This window comes from Thalassotalea sp. Y01 (assembly GCF_012932945.1).
Classification (GTDB): Bacteria; Pseudomonadota; Gammaproteobacteria; order Enterobacterales; family Alteromonadaceae; genus Thalassotalea_A.
Genome location: NZ_JABBXG010000001.1, coordinates 485,984 through 502,465, shown reverse-complemented (window position 1 = coordinate 502,465; position 16,482 = coordinate 485,984). Strand labels below are relative to the sequence as shown.

Below are 16,482 nucleotides of genomic sequence, written 5' to 3'. Positions count from 1 at the left end.
GCATATAAACTCGCTCGCTGCGTATTAGGTTAAGGCTTTTTCTGACACAGAGTTGTAAAAAGCCTTAATTCTTATCCACTGACAATCCTGATGTACGGTACACACATGAAAAATCTTGCCTTGACCTTTATATCTCTACTAGTAACAACTGAGCTCTGCGCTAAAGAATATTTAGTTGATTCACCAAAAGCCTACGCTGAGATAGCTTCTTCATTAGAAGCTGGAGATACGGTGAAGCTCGCCAATGGCACTTGGCAAGACTTTGAAATTTTGTTTACCGGGCAAGGCACAAAAGATCAACCTATCACCTTGACGGCAGAGACCAAAGGTGAGGTTATCCTAAGCGGTCAATCAAACTTGCGTTTAGCAGGTCAATATTTGCATGCATCAGGATTGGTGTTTAAGCAAGGTTACACTCCAAGTAATGAAGTGATTGCCTTTCGTCGCAATAAAACAGACTTAGCTTATCATTCACGCATTAGTGAAATGGTTATCGAAGATTACTCGAATCCAGATAAGCAAGAATCTGATTATTGGGTCGGTATGTATGGTCAGTATAATCGCTTTGACTATAACTACTTGGCGGGCAAGACCAACAAAGGCGTCACCATGGCGGTGCGTCTAAATAGTGAAAATAGCCAGCAAAATCATCATCAAATTGATCACAATTATTTTGGTCCGCGCCAAATATTGGGCTCGAACGGTGGTGAAACATTGCGTATTGGCACCAGTCACTATTCTTTAACGGATTCTTTTACTCTGGTTGAAAACAATTACTTTGACCAATGTAATGGCGAGGTGGAAATCATCTCAGTAAAATCTGGCAAGAATGTATTAAAGAATAATGTCTTTTTTGAATCTCGTGGCACACTAACGTTGCGCCATGGTAACGGCAACATCATTGAAAATAACGCGTTCTTTGGTAACGGAGTTGATCATACCGGTGGTATTCGTGTTATTAACAAAGACCAAATAGTTCGTAATAACTACTTGCAAGGGTTAACGGGTTACCGTTTTGGTAGCGGTTTCACCATTATGAATGGCGTGCCAAATTCACCCATTAATCGCTATCATCAAGTCGAGAATGCGCGAATAAGCAATAACAGCTTTATCAATGTTGATCATATTCAATTGGCGGCAGGTAGTGATGCTGAACGCTCAGCCGTACCAATTAGCTCTTCGCTTACTAATAACCTCATTGTCAATGAAAGCAAGCAACCATTTAGCTTGTTTGACGATGTGTCTGGGGTGAAGTTTGCGGACAATGTCAGTAATCAGGTCGCACCGCCTGAGCTTGCATATGGCATTACGCAACAAGCTATCGAGTTAGAAAAAGGTGATAATGGTCTGCTGTATCCAAAAGGTTTAAATATCGGTGTCGATAAAAAACTTACGCCGATTAAAAAGTCTCAAACGGGGCCAAGCTGGTACCCAAAACCAGCAACAGCAACAGCCTTTGATAGCGGTAAAAAAGTTGCCGTAAACGTTGCCGAAGACGCTTTATTCAACGCGGTTAAAAACGCCGAGGATGGTGACGTACTGCTTTTACAAGATGGTCGTTTTGATGAACGAAAAATTATCACGATTGATAAGACCATAACGATACAAGCACAAACTCGCGGTAACGCACAAATCACCTTCGAACGCGGTACCTTGTTTGAAATCGTTGATGGTGGCAGTATAAAAATCGATGGGGTGGTTATCGATGGCGTAAACAGTCCAGACTCGTCTGGCAATGTGATGATTCGTTCTAAGAAATGGGGTATGACGCAAAACTATCGTTTGCTGATGCAAAATTCCGTTATTCAAAACCTTGATGTGAATCATTCATTCCACTTTTTTGAATCAGGTAAAGGCGCATTTGCAGACCAAATCAGCTTGCTTGGCAATCGTTTTGTAAACGTCACTGGCGATGTGTTGCGCCTTGATAAAGAGCACGAAGACCTCGGCATATACAATGCTGAATACGTTGTCCTAAACGACAATGAATTTAATCAAGTGCAGGGTGCATTGGTTAAGTTATATCGTGGTGGTACCGATGAAAGTACCTTTGGTCCTCATTTTGTTATGAATAACAACACCATCAAAGACCTAGGTCTTGGCAAGCGCAACAAAGCCGATGCCAGCATTTTCTTACATGGTGTGCAAGTAACCAATATAGACAGCAATACGCTGCAAGACAGTGCGCCAATTGTTATAGAACACACGGTCGGTGAACCAATTTCTTCATTGAGCAACAACGAACTGAACCAACAACCAAGCATTGTTGAATTGCGTGTTGCGGGTGAGCATACCGCTCTATTAGACAACAACAAGATTGTTCAATAGGCCGATACTATGTTTGCATCAAAATCTTTTAAATCTATACCTTTTAAATCTATTGTTAGCTCCCTCGGTTTATTACTGGTGTCGGCTCTGCAGCTTATGATTAGTGCTAATGCAGCAACTGAACTTGAGTCTCGTCAGAGCCCTCACCTAGTAATATCCCACCAAGATATCGCTGATATGCGCGTTGCACTGCAAGGTGACGGTCGCTTTTCAACAGAATTTGCTGACAGAAAATCGTCTGTTGATTTGCAAATAGCTCAGCCTATCGATGTGCCATTACCTAAAGACTCCGGTGGTGGTTTTACCCATGAGCGTCATAAGAAAAACTATAAACTTATGTATAACGCTGGCGTGGTGTTTCAATTAACCCAAGACAGCAAGTACGCCGCTTACGTGCGAGATATGTTGTTTGCGTATGCGGATATGTATCCAACGCTGCCACTGCATCCCGCTCGTCGCAAAGATAAAAACAACCCAGGTAAACTGTTTTGGCAAAGCCTTAACGAAGCGGTTTGGCTGGTGTATACCTCTCAAGCCTATGACATGATTGTTAACAGTTTGAGTGCTGTTGAAAAGCAACGTATTGAGCAAGGCATTCTGCGTCCTATCGTTAAGTTCTTGTCGGTGGACTCTCCCGCAACGTTTAATAAAGTGCATAACCATGGTACTTGGTTAACCGCTGCTGTTGGTATGACAGGTTATGCGATTGGCGAGCAAGAGTGGGTTGAGCAAGCTTTATATGGTTTAGACAAGTCAGGCAAGGGCGGGTTTATGCGCCAATTAGACGAGTTGTTTTCGCCACAAGGCTACTATAACGAAGGGCCATATTATCAGCGTTATGCGTTGATGCCGTTTGTCACTTTTGCCAAAGCTATTGAAACCAACCAACCAGAGCGCAAAATATTTCAACATCGTGATGGTATATTGCTAAAAGCTATCACCACCACGATTGAATTGAGTTATGACGGTTTATTTTTCCCAATAAATGATGCCATCAAAAGCAAGGGTATAGATACCATCGAGTTAGTGCGTGGAGTTACTATCGCCTATGGTTTGACCCAAGATACGGGCTTGTTAGATATCGCCGAACAGCAACAGCAAGTCATCCTAACAGGTGACGGCCTTTCGGTCGCTAATGCGCTCGATGCGAAGAAACAAACGCCTTATCAATTTAGATCGTTAGCCTTTGGTGACGGTGCCGATGGCAAACAAGGTGCACTTGTGGTGATGCGTGAGCAAACCTTAGGTGACAGTGCTGTGGTATTTAAACCCGCTGCGCAGGGCCTTGGTCATGGTCACTTCGATAAACTGGCATGGCAATTTTATGACAATGGTGCAGAAATTGTTGCTGATTACGGCGCCGCCAGATTTTTGAATGTTGAAGCCAAATCCGGTGGGCAGTATTTACCTGAGAACGATAGCTACGCGAAGCAAACCGTCGCTCATAATACCGTTGTCGTCGATGAACGCAGCCACTTTGATGGTAAAGTTGAAGTCGGTAATGCCAATCACCCAGAATTGATTTTCTTTGATAGTAACGAGTTCGGAAGCATTAGCCGTGGTGATATCGATAGCGCCTATCCAGGTGTTAGTCTTAGTCGCACTATGGCTCTCGTCGCTTTGCCTGACAGCGAACAGCCTTTATTAATAGACCTGTTTGATGTCAAAAGTGACGCGCAACATCAATATGACCTACCTTTGCATTATCAAGGCCAGTTGATCGACAGCAATTTTAAGCGTAATGCGTTTAGCGAATCATTAACTGCATTGGGTAAAGGTAACGGTTATCAGCACCTTTGGTTAACCGCACAATCGGCACCAAAAGCGGGGCTAGCACAAATTACCTGGCTCAATAACAATGGCCGATTTTATACGCAATCAAGTATTGTCGATGGTGACACGCAATTGTTGTTTACCCGAGTTGGTGCCAACGACCCTGACTTTAACTTACGCAATGAAGCGGGTTTTATCTATCGAAAACAAGGTGTTAAAAATCACACGTTTATTAGTGTATTAGAGCCGCATGGTGAATATAACCCATCGAAAGAATTTACTATTTCAGCGCAATCAAACGTTTCACAATTACGTTTTGAGCAGATTGGTGAAATAGAAGTGGTTGAGGTAACACTCAACAATAGTGGCCGCTACCTATTGGCAATTAATAGCCAAGGTATTGGTATGACAACATTTAATTATAAGAACAACGAGTATAAATTTGAAGGAAGGTTTACCTTATTCAAATTGCATAATCAGCTGTAACACGAGGAATTACAATGAGCGAAAGTGCCCACTTTACATTTGCCAACGAAGCCGAGATTGAAGATATTGGTGGTGGCTTAAAACGTCAGATGCTTGGTTATAACCATGAACTAATGGCCGTTAAAATTTGGTTTTCTGAAGGGGCTATTGGTTACAACCATGCTCATAGACATTCTCAAGTTACCTATGTTGTTGAAGGAGAATTTCACTTCAATATTGACGGTGTCACCAAAATCTTAAAGCCAGGTGACAGCTGTTATATTCCGCCACATACCGACCATGGTGCTACGTGCCCAACCGGTGGCATCTTGATCGATACATTTAGCCCAGCACGCGAAGATTTTTTGGAGGATAAATAATGCAAGTTAAAGGATTACGTTGGTGGGTGATTGCATTAATCGCTCTTGCCACCATTATTAACTACATTGACCGTCAAGCGCTCAGCGTTTTATGGCCTGATATCGTTGAAGATTTATTCCCAGATGAATCGGCATTAGAGCGTAAACAAATTTACGCGAATATTTCGATTGTGTTTGTATTTGCCTACGCCTTTGGTCAGGCAATCTTTGGTAAGATTTTTGACTGGATTGGTACTCGTCTAGGTTTCGTATTATCGATTGGTGTTTGGTCACTAGCAACGGTAGCACATGCGTTCGCACAAGGTATCTTAAGCTTTAGTATCTTCCGCGCTATTTTAGGTGTCGCTGAAGCCGGTAACTGGCCAGGTGCGACCAAAGGTAATGCCGAATGGTTTCCAACCAAAGAGCGTGCCTTAGCGCAAGGTATATTCAATTCAGGTGCTGCTATTGGCGGTATCGTAGCGATACCGCTTATTGCCTTTTTGACGGTGTATTTTTCATGGCAAATGGTGTTCGTTGTCGTTGGCTTAGTCGGTCTATTATGGCTTATCCCATGGCTAGTATTGGTAAAAGCGCCACCGGGTTCACATCCGTGGATCACCGAAGAAGAGCGTCAGTATATCTTAACCGGTCAACGCCCTGAGCAAACTGACGATAGTGAGCCAGAAGAGGAATACAACCCATCGACAGGCGAGTTGCTATCTCGTAAGCAAAGCTGGGGAGTTATCATCGCCTCTGCTGCAATTGATCCTATCTGGTGGTTATTTGTTTTCTGGATTCCAATTTACTTAAACGAAGTGTATGCCATGGATGTTAAATCGATTGGTATCTATGGTTGGGTTCCATATGTAGGCGCAATGTTTGGTGCTTGGTTTGGTGGTTTGCTAGCGCAAAATCGACTGAAAGCCGGTTGGAACACAGATAAAACTCGTAAGCTGACCATTACCTTAGGTTGTTTGATTATGTTGCCATCGTTACTTGCTATGGCAAACCCAGGTGAACCAGTTACTGCGGTACTTATCATGGCAGTTATTCTATTTGGTTTCCAAACAGCTATTGGTAACGTGCAAACCTTGCCAAGTGACTTATTAGGTAAAAAATCTGTAGGCACCTTAGCTGGTTTTGCCGGTATGGCTGCGAAATTAGGCGCTGTAGGTTTAACCTCGTTAGTACCTTATTTAACCGCCGATGGTAACTATACCCCTGCGTTCGTTATTGGTGCGTCTCTTGCCATCATTGCTATGTTGGCGGTTTGGATTCTTATTCCAAAAGTTGAGCCACTTAAAAGCCCAGAGCAACTTGGTAAAATGAAAAAGGCCTAATGATGAAAAGCATTTATTTACTCGGCGAATGCATGATTGAATTGATGAACAGTTCATCTGACACCATGAAGCAATCATTTGCCGGGGATGTTTATAATTCAGCCGTTTATATGAAAAGGTGCTTTCCTAAGACGCATGTAGGGTTACTGTCTGCTGTAGGGGCAGACACTCTCAGCGACAAAATGCGTCAGCGTTTTGCCAGTGAAGATATCAATACCGATTTGGTGTTTACGCACCAACAAAAAGTACCGGGTATCTATCTGATTGAGACCGATGAGACCGGCGAGCGCAGCTTTACCTATTGGCGCAGTGATTCAGCGGCAAAGAAAGTGATGCAATTCGTCGATGCTGAAGTAACTGAGCAATTATCCGGTTGTGATATGTTGTTCTTCTCTGGGATATCTTTGGCTGTTATCGATGAAGAGTCTCGCCCAGCGTTTTGGCAGAAAGTCACACAGCTAAAACAAGCGGGTGTTAAAATTGTGTTCGATCCAAACTATCGTGCTCGATTGTGGAAAAATGAGCAGCAAGCTCAACAGCAGTTTAATAAAGCATTTGAATTATCTGATATCGCACTACCTGGTGTAGATGACTTTGTCTCGTTATACCAAATTGATAGCAGTGACGGCGTACAAGCCTTTTGTGAGTCGTTTGATATCGCTGAAGTGATCATTAAAAATGGTCCTGCATCGGTTATTTCTGTGTGTGACGGACAGTCGCAACAACATGTTATTACACCGGTAGAGAATGTCGTTGATACAACGTCGGCAGGCGATGCATTTAATGGCGTCTATCTCGGTGCTCGATTAAACGGTGACTCTATTAATCAAGCGATAAGCAAGGCAAGCAAAGCCGCTGGTATCGTTATTCAACATCCCGGTGCCATCGCACCCAAACACGCAATCAACGCAACCCTCATCTAACGATGGGGTTGTGCCCAATTTTGAGAATATATTCATGAACACGTTTCGTTCTTTAATGGCCGATCAGGTCTTATTACCTATTATTCAAGCCGATACGCCAGAGCAAGGTGTTAATATTGCTCGCGCAATGCAAGCTGGCGGTATTCATTTAGTGGAAGTTGTGTTGCGCACCGATGCATCTATTGAGGCATTAAAAGCCATTAAGCAGGCTTTCCCTGAGATGGTTGTTGGTGCGGGTACGGTTATTTGCGAACAAAGCCTAGCCAAAGCCATAGATGCTGGAGCCGATTTTATCGTCACCCCAGGCATGGACAGCGTGTTAGCTAAAGCGCTACAAAATTGCGGTGTCCCGGTATTACCTGGCGTTGCTAATGTTGCCGATATCTTAACCGCGCGTCGTCATGGTTTTCATGAGTTAAAACTGTTTCCTGCCTCATTATCTGGTGGAGCCAAATTTATTTCTGCTATGTCTGGCTTGTTCAAAGATACCGTATTCTGCCCAACAGGTGGTGTATCACAAGCCAATAAAGACGATTATTTAGGACTGGCAAATTGTTTTGCTGTTGGTGGCACTTGGGTTGCAAGCCAGCAGTTAGTTGATAACCAAGACTGGCAAGCGATTAGCAAGGCCTGCGCTGAGGTATAAGGAAGATAACGATGCTTTCAAATAATTTACCCGTCGGTGTGATAACTGGTGATGAGTTAACCGCATTGTTTGCTGATGCAAAAAAAAATAAATACGCTTTACCGGCAGTTAATGTGGTGGGCACTAACTCAATTAATGCCACATTAGCCGCGGCTAAACAGGTTAATTCTCCGGTTATTATTCAGCTATCTCATGGTGGCGCCTCATTTTTTTGTGGCAAGTCGCTAGAGCTTGATGGCCAGGCGGCAGCCGTTCTTGGCGCAACCGCCGCGGCGCACTATGTGCATCAAGTTGCTGGTGCCTATGGCGTGCCGGTGGTATTGCATACTGACCATGCAGCACGAAAATTACTGCCATGGATAGACGGTCTATTAGATGCGGGTGAGCAGAACTACAAAGCCACAGGTAAACCATTGTTCAGTTCACATATGATCGATTTATCAGAAGAGTCACTAATCGATAATATTGATACTTGTGTTGCCTATTTAGAGCGCATGAGCAAAATTGATATGACCTTAGAAATCGAATTGGGTTGTACTGGCGGCGAAGAAGACGGTGTTGATAATACCGGTTTAGATGCAGCCTCGCTTTATACCCAACCTGAAGACGTAGCGTACGCTTATCAAAGGCTTTCACAGATTTCAGACAAGTTCATCATTGCCGCGTCATTCGGTAATGTGCACGGCGTTTACAAGCCTGGTAATGTCAAACTGACGCCTAAAATACTGAAAAACTCACAGGCGTTTGTCGCCGATAAATTTAATCTAGCAAGCCAACCTTTGAATTTCGTATTCCACGGTGGCTCAGGCTCATCACCAGAAGAAATCAGTGAAGCCATTGAATACGGTGTGATCAAAATGAATATCGACACCGATACTCAATGGGCAAGTTGGCAGGGGGTGTTGGATTTTTACCAAGCGAATAACGATTACTTGCATAGCCAAATTGGTAACCCTGAGGGTGACGATAAGCCGAATAAAAAGTTTTACGACCCACGAGTTTGGTTGCACAAGGCAGAACAAAGTATGGCGCAGCGATTACAACAAGCGTTTAGTGACTTGAGCTGCATCAATCGTTTTGTTTAATCCATAAAGTACATAGAGACCTTATCCAATGAAAAGATTAATTCCGGTATTGCGTGAAGATGGCGTTGATAGTGATTTAATTATGGTCATTCGTACCATACTAGCCGCGTCGAAAGAGCTTGCCTTTCGCATCAGTCAAGGGGCGTTATCGGATGTCTTAGGTTCGACTTTGGATGAAAATATTCAAGGCGAAACGCAAAAGAAGCTGGATGTCATCGCCAATCAGTTATTCAAAGAGTTGTTGCAAGATGAGCGTGATGTTAAAGCCATCGCCTCCGAAGAAGAAGACGACATCGTTGCGGTAAACGAGTCGGGTAAATATATCGTTGCGTTCGACCCACTTGATGGCTCATCGAACGTCGATATTAATGGCCAAATCGGCACCATCTTTACTATTTTTAATGGCAAAGATGAGATACCAGCGAGCGACTGGCGACAGTTCGCACAAACTGGTAATGAGCAGATTTGTGCCGGCTATGTATTGTATGGTCCATCAACATTATTGGTGATGTCTACTGGCATAGCGACCCGAGTGTATACGCTTGATTTAACTCATGGTGGATTTTTGCTGACGATTCCAGAGTTGAAAGTTCCAGAGCAGACCGCAGAGTTCTCTATTAATATGGCCAATCAGCATGATTGGTTGGAGCAAACCAAACACTATATTAATGACTTATTAACCTGTAATGACAAGCGTTATAATATGCGCTGGAATGCGGCCATGGTAGGTGATATCCATCGCGTACTGACCCGAGGTGGCGTGTTCTTGTACCCACAAGATATCCGTCCTGGCTATCAGCAAGGTAAATTGCGCTTGTTGTATGAAGCGTTTCCAATGGCGTTGTTAATGCGTGATGCCGGGGGCAGCGAATCAACTGGGGAAGGCTCTATTTTACGTCAACCATTATTGGAATTACATCAGCGTATTCCTGTGGTGATGGGCAGTGAATCGGAGGTGGTTCAATACCAAAGTTTGGCCTCATTAAATGCCTGCTCTGGTGTCGAAAATGTAGGCACTGCAATGGCAATGACCATACCTTAAATAATGACCACATCTTAATTATAGCCATGCCTGTTAGCTTTTAGCTAAACGATAACAAAAAAACAGAAAGCCGTACGTTACGAGCGGTTTTTTGATCTTTGTTGCAGGCTTTCTGCATCACTTAATGCGCCAAAAGTCATTATTTTCACTATACTTTTTCTATCTGATAGATGGAAAGGTAGGCACTATGAAAGGCTTTGCAATGGCGTTAATGATGTTGGCAGCAATGATACAATCCCCGCTAGCGTTGGCGTCGGGGCAGTACGAGTGTTTGGTTAAGGCATCAGAAAGTGTCGCTGAATGTAAGGGCAATGATGCGACTGAGTGCGCAAAAGTGCTTAAGCAAGCGGATTGTAAATGCGGTGCCGATTGTAATCAATTTATCGATACCATAGCGCAATGTCATGCTGAATTTAATCAAGGTATACATTTATGTACCGAAGGCGATTTAGTCTGTGTTAATGGTCTTAAATCGGTGCGTACCAACTGTATCGATGAAGCGCAAGGTACTACGTAGCGACTTTATTAAAAAACGCTATCAGCACAAGTAAGTTCTTGATAAAACTCACGAACAAATATCGGTTTTTTGCTGTCAATTTTGACGATTGCTAAAGGTCTGAACAGGGCTGCTGGAAATGAGCATTCTAGGTCTTCTGTGTTGGTGAATGTATAGCGCACATTGACTTGAATAAAATCTGCTCTTTCTTTGACGTTTAATATTCTTACTTGGCTCGCGCTAGTGCCTTTTACTCCCCAGTCAATAATCACGACTTGTGATACCTGAAAATCAACATTAAAACCTGGAGAGGTACCGAGTCTAGTTGTGGCATCGCTATATGTGTTCCAATCATTTATCGTCAAAACAGTTTTAGGGCTGCCGTAATTTCCTGTATCACTGTCTTGTGGATAGATTATCTCAACATTTAAGTCATTCTTTTTCTTAGCAATTGCGTCGAACGAAAATAAGCTGCTGAAAAGTAGTATAAAAGTTAAAGGCAATAGAGGTTTCATAGGCGCCCTCCCTAGCTGTTACGTGGCATATGTCCTATTAATAACTCTAGTCCATGAATTTCACTAACGCTAAGAAATAAGCGACTTCTGTGCAGTTAAAACATATATTGCCAGGCAAGGGTGATTTGTTTTGACGTTTGCAATTGCACACCATCGAAATCTTCTTCTAATGGTTCACTGTATTCAAAAGATAAACTGTTACCCATAAGTGTTGGATTACTAAAGCGATAACTGATGCCTATGGCCCAATCCCATATTTTTGCGCCACGCATGTTGGCGTCGGCAACCGGTGACATCATTGGCTTTAACCTGTCGTCACGGCCAGAATAATTATCTATGTTGCTAAAGCTTATGCGCATGCTGACATTGAGATTGTTAGCAAATAAAAAGCTTACCCAACTGTGAACTTGCAATTGATCACCAGGTTCGTAATTAGCATCATTTTCATCTAACGCTGTTTGGTAGTTAAATTGTGCGCCTAACTGATAACTATTTTCACTAAATTTGATAGTGTAGGTGGCTAAAAGGTTGGTTGTTTCACTACCGATTTGCATTGGGTAGCCCATAATGACTTTGTTGCCCATCATATTCGTCCGCGATTGGTCAATATCACCAACAGGCAAGCCAACACCAAGACTGATATGACTATCAACTTTTGTCGAAGTATAAGTGCGGTACATGGCACGGATATGAACATCGGCTAAACCATCACTGCTCATCTCAACCTCTGTTGCCATTGCAGGCATCATGCCCATCATAGGCCGCATCAGCGAAGTCATCTCCTGATCGATAAAGTTTGCCATCACCATCAAGGTCAAATCATCTGAATAACCATACATGGCACCGAGCATATGCATATCCATGCTCATTTCATCTGGCACCATCATATAGGACTCGAGCGCATAATCAGATGAAATTCGATCCTTTCCTAACTGCAAGTCTTGCATATCCATGGTCATAAAATGATAGGATATCATCCAACCGCCTTGCTTATGTAAGTGACTGCCCATGATACTGATTGGCGCAACGGCTTGGCTCATGTCCATGCTCATGTCCATGTTATCGTGCTGCTGCTCGGATGCTATTGAGAAAGTTGAACAGACAATAGCGGATAACAGCAAGCAATGAGCGATCCTATTCATATATTTTCCTGGTTTTATTCTCTCGTTTATATTAGCTCGGTTATATTATCTAGGTTAGTTTAGCTATGGTCGGTACAACAAAACATTAAAAGACTATGGTCTTATTGCCGCGGATAATCACTCTATCTTGCAAGTGGTATCTGAGGCCACGAGCCAAAGCCATTTGCTCGACGTCTTTCCCTAAGCGAATCAAATCGTGTTTATCACAACTGTGATTTACCCTAATCACTTCTTGTTCAATAATTGGGCCTTCGTCTAAGTCAGCGGTGACATAATGGCAGGTCGCCCCGATTAATTTTACGCCGCGATCATGGGCTTTTTGATATGGGTTTGCGCCAATAAATGACGGTAAAAAGCTATGGTGAATATTGATAAGTCGACCGTGATATTTATGACACATTGCTTCCGGAATGATTTGCATAAACCTAGCTAAGACAATGGTGTCAGCCTGGTATTTATTAAGCAGTTTATCCATGTTGGCAAACGCATCGGCCTTCGTATCGGCAGTCATGGTTATATGATGAAAAGGGATCTGGTAGAAACGTACCAAAGACTCAAGATTTCGATGGTTGGAAATCACTGCGGCGATGTCGCAATCTAATTCGCTACTATGCCAACGGTGCAGAATATCAGCAATACAATGTGAGGTATGGCTGGCAAACAACACCACTTTTTGCTTTTTATTCATGTCTCTGACATGCCATTGCATGGAAAACTCTTCAGCAATAGCGGCAAATTGTTGTTCAAACTGCGCTTGAGAAATATTCATTTTACTGGTGTTGATCACATTGCGCATATAAAACCAACACTCTTCAATATCAGTATGATGATTCGATTCCATAACCGAACCATTATTACTGGCAATAAAATGACTCACTTTGGCAACGATACCAATAGTGTCTGGGCACGAGATAACCAAAGTCAGCATGCTATTTCCCTTATCTTCTTAAAGTCGATTATTTTTCTTAGCTTTCTATAACTTAGCTTATATTTTGCGGTTTAAAAAGTCAGCGATTTGTTGATGCTATTTTGTGCTTAGCTATAGCGCGATTGGATATCGCAATAACGCGATTTAATAGAAGCTAAGCTGACAAAATTCTGATTACGGCGGTTATTATTTGATCTAGATCAATTTCTAAATTATAGTAACTTCTGTAATGACAGAAATTACTAAAGGTCAAATTATGAAACTTACACCGTCTATGGAAAAGTTCATCATTCATTGGGGAGAGATGGGCTCTCGTTGGGGCGTAAATCGCACCGTGGCACAAATATTTGCCTTGTTGGTGTTGTCTGAATCGCCTTTAAATGCCGAACAAATTTGCCAAAGTCTTGGTGTCGCCCGTTCCAATGTCAGTAACAGCTTAAAAGAATTGCAAGCTCTTGGCTTGGTTAATATGACGCAAAAACTTGGTGATAGACGGGATTATTTTGAAGCAGTTAAAGATTGTTGGGACATGATGCTGGTGTTGGCAGAGCAGCGCAAGAAGCGGGAAATTGATCCCACCATTGAGCTATTGCAGCAATTACAGACACAAGCGAAAAGTGAATCTGATACCCCTGATTATGTGCAACAGCAATTTCAACAAATGGCTGAATTTATGACCACAATGGATCTTTGGTATCAACAGATGAAGGCGATGAACAGGCCAATGCTAAGACGATTTTTTGGTCTTGGTGGAAAATTAGTGAGCTGGCTTAAAGGCAATTGAGGCAATATTTTCCCACTAATTTCATTAACCCCTTTGTTAACAAACCTAGGTAAAGGACTTAATGAAATTAACTTCACGAGGAAAATATTATGATAAACACAGACAGCACCAAGGCAACGCAAACGGTGTTAAATTTACCGTCTATTGCACTTGGTTTAAAAGCTCTTTTTACCGGCTACTTATTGGTGATAGGCATAGGGCTTATGGTTGCTGGTGGGCAAATACTATTGACCCATGGCATGGCCGATGGCAAGTTTGGCTTATCTGTTGATGATATTGTTTATAGTTACTATGGCGATCGCAAAAGCAGTAAATTGGAAAACAAACTAAATGGCTCTATGCAAGATAAAGCCGAACGAGTCGTGCGCCAAGATATCATTAAGTGGGTTAGAGAGGGTGCCAGTGAAACTCAGTGGGACAACAAAATTGCCGCTCATTTTGCCAACAATTGCACTCAATGCCATGGTGTTATCCCGGGATTACCTGACTTTAACCAATATCAAGGAGTGTTGCCTGTCGCGCAAGTCGATAACGGTGCGAGCATAGATTCTTTAACACGGGTTTCTCACATTCATTTGTTTGGTATTGCCTTTATCTTCTTTTTTGTTGGTCTTATATTTTCTTTAGCGGTTGGGATTGCAAATTGGCTAAAAGTGGTCGCGATCAGCACGCCATTTGCGTTCTTAATTATCGATGTGTTGTCTTGGTGGCTGACGAAAATAAACCCTCACTTTGCTTGGTTAACGATTATAGGTGGTGTCGGTTACACCATCGCCTCCGCTTATATGTGGTGTGTATCAATGCAGCAAATGTGGTGGCGCAGTAACAGCAACCCTAATCGTCATCAACCCGCATGGTAATGGACCCATGCTTGGCAAATTTTAACATCGCTTAATGGTTGCGATTTCAGTTTACAACTGTACGCCAGCGTGCGAGAATCTAACGCTCACGAAGTTCAGTGAGCGTTTTTTGTAGTAACTCGATGTCGGCAAATTCATTACTTTTTCATAAAACCATTTTAAACCCCAATTCTGACCAATGGGTTGTTTTCGTGCATGGTGCTGGTGGCAGCTCATCAATATGGTTCAAACAATTAAAAGAATATAAACAACATTTCAATTTGTTGTTTATTGATTTGCGTGGGCATGGCCGTTCGGCACCGGTTACGATTCGACAATTGCTGACCAAAGGCTACACCTTCAAAGATGTCACCCAAGATATCATTCATGTGCTTGATCACCTGAAAATACGCACGGCTCATTTCGTTGGCATCTCGTTGGGCACCATATTAATTCACAAATTGGCGGAGTTAGCCCCAAGTCGGGTTAAGTCTATGGTCTTGGGCGGCGCTGTTACGCGTTTTGATTATCGCTCTAATACCTTGGTTAAACTCGGTGATTTTTTCAAACATGTTATGCCATACATGTGGTTGTATCGTTTGTTCGCATTTATTCTTATGCCGCAGAAAGGACAAAAAGAATCACGCCATATGTTTATTAACGATGCGAAAAAGTTATGCCAGAAAGAATTTAAACGTTGGTTTAAACTGGCAGCAGATGTTAATCCGCTGATGAAGTATTATCGCGAACATGAAAGCGGTAAACCAACTTTGTATTTAATGGGGCAGAATGACTATATGTTTTTACGCCCTGTTCGCGACATTGTTGCGCGCCATCAACAGAGTCACTTGGTGGAAATTGAAGACTGTGGTCACGTCTGTAATGTCGAGCAGCCAAAACAATTTAATCAACAATCGATTGATTTTATCAAACAACATTCCTAAAATGAGTTAACTTTACTGGTAAGACCACTCAGGTCTCATAATAAGTATAACTCAATCATGCACATAGATGACATTTTAAGCGCCGTTCAACAACAGTTGGCAAATGGTGCAGATAGAGCGACGATTCAAGTTGATAAATCCTGGTCGCAAGGACGAACCTTATTTGGTGGTATTTCAGCCGCCGTTACCTATCAAGCCATTGCCATCAAAGTTGGTGAAGGTAGATTGTTGCGTTCTCTGTCTACGAGTTTTGTTGGCCCCATTAGCGCAGAGCAGCCGTTGTCTATCGACGTCGAGATTTTACGACAAGGCAAAAATGTGACACAAGTCTTGGCTAAAGCGATGCAAGATGATGCGGTTTGTATTACCGCACTGGCCAGTTTCGGCGTTGAACGAAGTTCAAAAATAAAGGTAGATAACCTGCAATTTCATGACCATCAGCTTCCTAAAAGAGCCAACTTTATTCCACAAATCCCTAAACTTGTTCCTAAGTTTTTGCGTCACTTTGATATGGCAATCATTGAAGGCAAGATGCCCTTTATGGCCAATGACGCGTCCGCAATATTTGGTTGGATGCGATTTAGTAAAGCGCCAAAACAGATCACCGATGCTCACATCATTGCCTTAATCGACAGTTGGCCACCACCGGTTTTGCAAATGCTGCGTTGGCCAGCACCGGCAAGTAGTTTGAGTTGGAACTTAGAATTTATTCATCCACATCGCGATATTGCCACAACTGATTGGTTCGCTTACCAAGTTAAAACGCGGCAGGCGGCAGATGGTTATGGTCATACTGAGGCCAATATTTGGGATGCCCAAGGCGAATTGATTGCGATATCAAGGCAGGTTTTCACTGTATTTGATAGTTAG

Annotated in this window: 16 protein-coding genes; 13 read left to right on the top strand and 3 right to left on the bottom strand. The window is 42.7% G+C overall.

The genetic code is table 11. The annotated features are described in order from the left end of the window. Positions 1 to 105 precede the first annotated feature (105 nt). The 9 genes from HII16_RS02025 (at position 106) to HII16_RS01985 (ending at position 10,481) form a co-directional block, all read left to right on the top strand. Positions 106 to 2,328 (top strand): polysaccharide lyase 6 family protein, encoded by a 2,223-nt coding sequence (locus tag HII16_RS02025; RefSeq protein WP_169127013.1) that lies wholly within the window; start codon positions 106 to 108, stop codon positions 2,326 to 2,328. 96 nt (positions 2,329 to 2,424) lie between these two features. After that, positions 2,425 to 4,587: a heparinase II/III family protein gene (locus tag HII16_RS02020; RefSeq protein WP_169127011.1), complete on the top strand. Its 2,163-nt coding sequence runs from the start codon at positions 2,425 to 2,427 to the stop codon at positions 4,585 to 4,587. Positions 4,588 to 4,601: 14 nt separating this feature from the next. Continuing rightward, the gene (locus tag HII16_RS02015; RefSeq protein WP_169127009.1) at positions 4,602 to 4,946 is read left to right on the top strand and encodes a cupin domain-containing protein; all 345 of its coding nucleotides are present in this window, start codon (positions 4,602 to 4,604) and stop codon (positions 4,944 to 4,946) included. Beyond that, positions 4,946 to 6,268, top strand: a complete 1,323-nt coding sequence (locus HII16_RS02010; protein ID WP_169127007.1) for an MFS transporter — start codon at positions 4,946 to 4,948, stop codon at positions 6,266 to 6,268. Before HII16_RS02015 ends, HII16_RS02010 begins: the two co-directional genes overlap by 1 nt. A gap of 2 nt (positions 6,269 to 6,270) precedes the next feature. After that, positions 6,271 to 7,191, top strand: a complete 921-nt coding sequence (locus HII16_RS02005; protein ID WP_169127275.1) for a sugar kinase — start codon at positions 6,271 to 6,273, stop codon at positions 7,189 to 7,191. A gap of 34 nt (positions 7,192 to 7,225) precedes the next feature. Further along, a complete protein-coding gene (gene eda, locus HII16_RS02000; RefSeq protein WP_169127005.1) occupies positions 7,226 to 7,837 on the top strand; it encodes a bifunctional 4-hydroxy-2-oxoglutarate aldolase/2-dehydro-3-deoxy-phosphogluconate aldolase in 612 nt (203 codons plus the stop codon). A gap of 11 nt (positions 7,838 to 7,848) precedes the next feature. Continuing rightward, positions 7,849 to 8,922 (top strand): class II fructose-bisphosphate aldolase, encoded by a 1,074-nt coding sequence (gene fbaA, locus HII16_RS01995; protein ID WP_169127003.1) that lies wholly within the window; start codon positions 7,849 to 7,851, stop codon positions 8,920 to 8,922. Between the two features lie 28 nt (positions 8,923 to 8,950). Beyond that, the gene (locus HII16_RS01990) at positions 8,951 to 9,964 is read left to right on the top strand and encodes a class 1 fructose-bisphosphatase (protein ID WP_169127001.1); all 1,014 of its coding nucleotides are present in this window, start codon (positions 8,951 to 8,953) and stop codon (positions 9,962 to 9,964) included. A gap of 187 nt (positions 9,965 to 10,151) precedes the next feature. After that, positions 10,152 to 10,481, top strand: a complete 330-nt coding sequence (locus HII16_RS01985) for a hypothetical protein (protein ID WP_169126999.1) — start codon at positions 10,152 to 10,154, stop codon at positions 10,479 to 10,481. Positions 10,482 to 10,489: 8 nt separating this feature from the next. Here HII16_RS01985 and HII16_RS01980 read toward each other — a convergent pair whose 3' ends face one another. The 3 genes from HII16_RS01980 to purU form a co-directional block, all read right to left on the bottom strand. Further along, positions 10,490 to 10,975, bottom strand: a complete 486-nt coding sequence (locus tag HII16_RS01980; protein ID WP_169126997.1) for a hypothetical protein — start codon at positions 10,973 to 10,975, stop codon at positions 10,490 to 10,492. Positions 10,976 to 11,070: 95 nt separating this feature from the next. Beyond that, entirely contained in the window at positions 11,071 to 12,117 is a 1,047-nt protein-coding gene (locus HII16_RS01975) for a hypothetical protein (RefSeq protein ID WP_169126995.1), read from the bottom strand. 85 nt (positions 12,118 to 12,202) lie between these two features. Further along, positions 12,203 to 13,045, bottom strand: coding sequence for a formyltetrahydrofolate deformylase (gene purU / locus HII16_RS01970; protein WP_169126993.1), 843 nt, complete (start codon positions 13,043 to 13,045; stop codon positions 12,203 to 12,205). 256 nt (positions 13,046 to 13,301) lie between these two features. Between purU and HII16_RS01965 the strand changes: the two genes are divergently transcribed. The 4 genes from HII16_RS01965 to HII16_RS01950 all read left to right on the top strand — a co-directional run bounded on the left by HII16_RS01965 (position 13,302) and on the right by HII16_RS01950 (position 16,482). Beyond that, positions 13,302 to 13,829, top strand: a complete 528-nt coding sequence (locus HII16_RS01965; RefSeq protein ID WP_169126991.1) for a MarR family transcriptional regulator — start codon at positions 13,302 to 13,304, stop codon at positions 13,827 to 13,829. 89 nt (positions 13,830 to 13,918) lie between these two features. Next, positions 13,919 to 14,689, top strand: a complete 771-nt coding sequence (locus HII16_RS01960; protein ID WP_169126989.1) for an elongation factor-1 alpha — start codon at positions 13,919 to 13,921, stop codon at positions 14,687 to 14,689. 122 nt (positions 14,690 to 14,811) lie between these two features. Beyond that, on the top strand, positions 14,812 to 15,612 hold the full coding sequence (locus tag HII16_RS01955) for an alpha/beta hydrolase (RefSeq protein ID WP_169126986.1): 801 nt from the start codon (positions 14,812 to 14,814) through the stop codon (positions 15,610 to 15,612). Between the two features lie 57 nt (positions 15,613 to 15,669). Next, positions 15,670 to 16,482: a thioesterase family protein gene (locus HII16_RS01950; RefSeq protein ID WP_169126984.1), complete on the top strand. Its 813-nt coding sequence runs from the start codon at positions 15,670 to 15,672 to the stop codon at positions 16,480 to 16,482.

Coding starts and splice junctions, on each gene's coding strand:
- HII16_RS01985 (WP_169126999.1), top strand. CDS start 10,152: ATGAAAGGCTTTGCAATGGCGTTAATGATGTTGGCAGCAATGATACAA.
- HII16_RS01950 (WP_169126984.1), top strand. CDS start 15,670: ATGCACATAGATGACATTTTAAGCGCCGTTCAACAACAGTTGGCAAAT.
- eda (WP_169127005.1), top strand. CDS start 7,226: ATGAACACGTTTCGTTCTTTAATGGCCGATCAGGTCTTATTACCTATT.
- HII16_RS02005 (WP_169127275.1), top strand. CDS start 6,271: ATGAAAAGCATTTATTTACTCGGCGAATGCATGATTGAATTGATGAAC.
- HII16_RS02010 (WP_169127007.1), top strand. CDS start 4,946: ATGCAAGTTAAAGGATTACGTTGGTGGGTGATTGCATTAATCGCTCTT.
- HII16_RS01960 (WP_169126989.1), top strand. CDS start 13,919: ATGATAAACACAGACAGCACCAAGGCAACGCAAACGGTGTTAAATTTA.
- HII16_RS01955 (WP_169126986.1), top strand. CDS start 14,812: ATGTCGGCAAATTCATTACTTTTTCATAAAACCATTTTAAACCCCAAT.
- purU (WP_169126993.1), bottom strand. CDS start 13,045: ATGCTGACTTTGGTTATCTCGTGCCCAGACACTATTGGTATCGTTGCC.
- HII16_RS02020 (WP_169127011.1), top strand. CDS start 2,425: ATGATTAGTGCTAATGCAGCAACTGAACTTGAGTCTCGTCAGAGCCCT.
- HII16_RS02025 (WP_169127013.1), top strand. CDS start 106: ATGAAAAATCTTGCCTTGACCTTTATATCTCTACTAGTAACAACTGAG.
- HII16_RS01965 (WP_169126991.1), top strand. CDS start 13,302: ATGAAACTTACACCGTCTATGGAAAAGTTCATCATTCATTGGGGAGAG.
- HII16_RS01990 (WP_169127001.1), top strand. CDS start 8,951: ATGAAAAGATTAATTCCGGTATTGCGTGAAGATGGCGTTGATAGTGAT.
- fbaA (WP_169127003.1), top strand. CDS start 7,849: ATGCTTTCAAATAATTTACCCGTCGGTGTGATAACTGGTGATGAGTTA.
- HII16_RS02015 (WP_169127009.1), top strand. CDS start 4,602: ATGAGCGAAAGTGCCCACTTTACATTTGCCAACGAAGCCGAGATTGAA.
- HII16_RS01980 (WP_169126997.1), bottom strand. CDS start 10,975: ATGAAACCTCTATTGCCTTTAACTTTTATACTACTTTTCAGCAGCTTA.
- HII16_RS01975 (WP_169126995.1), bottom strand. CDS start 12,117: ATGAATAGGATCGCTCATTGCTTGCTGTTATCCGCTATTGTCTGTTCA.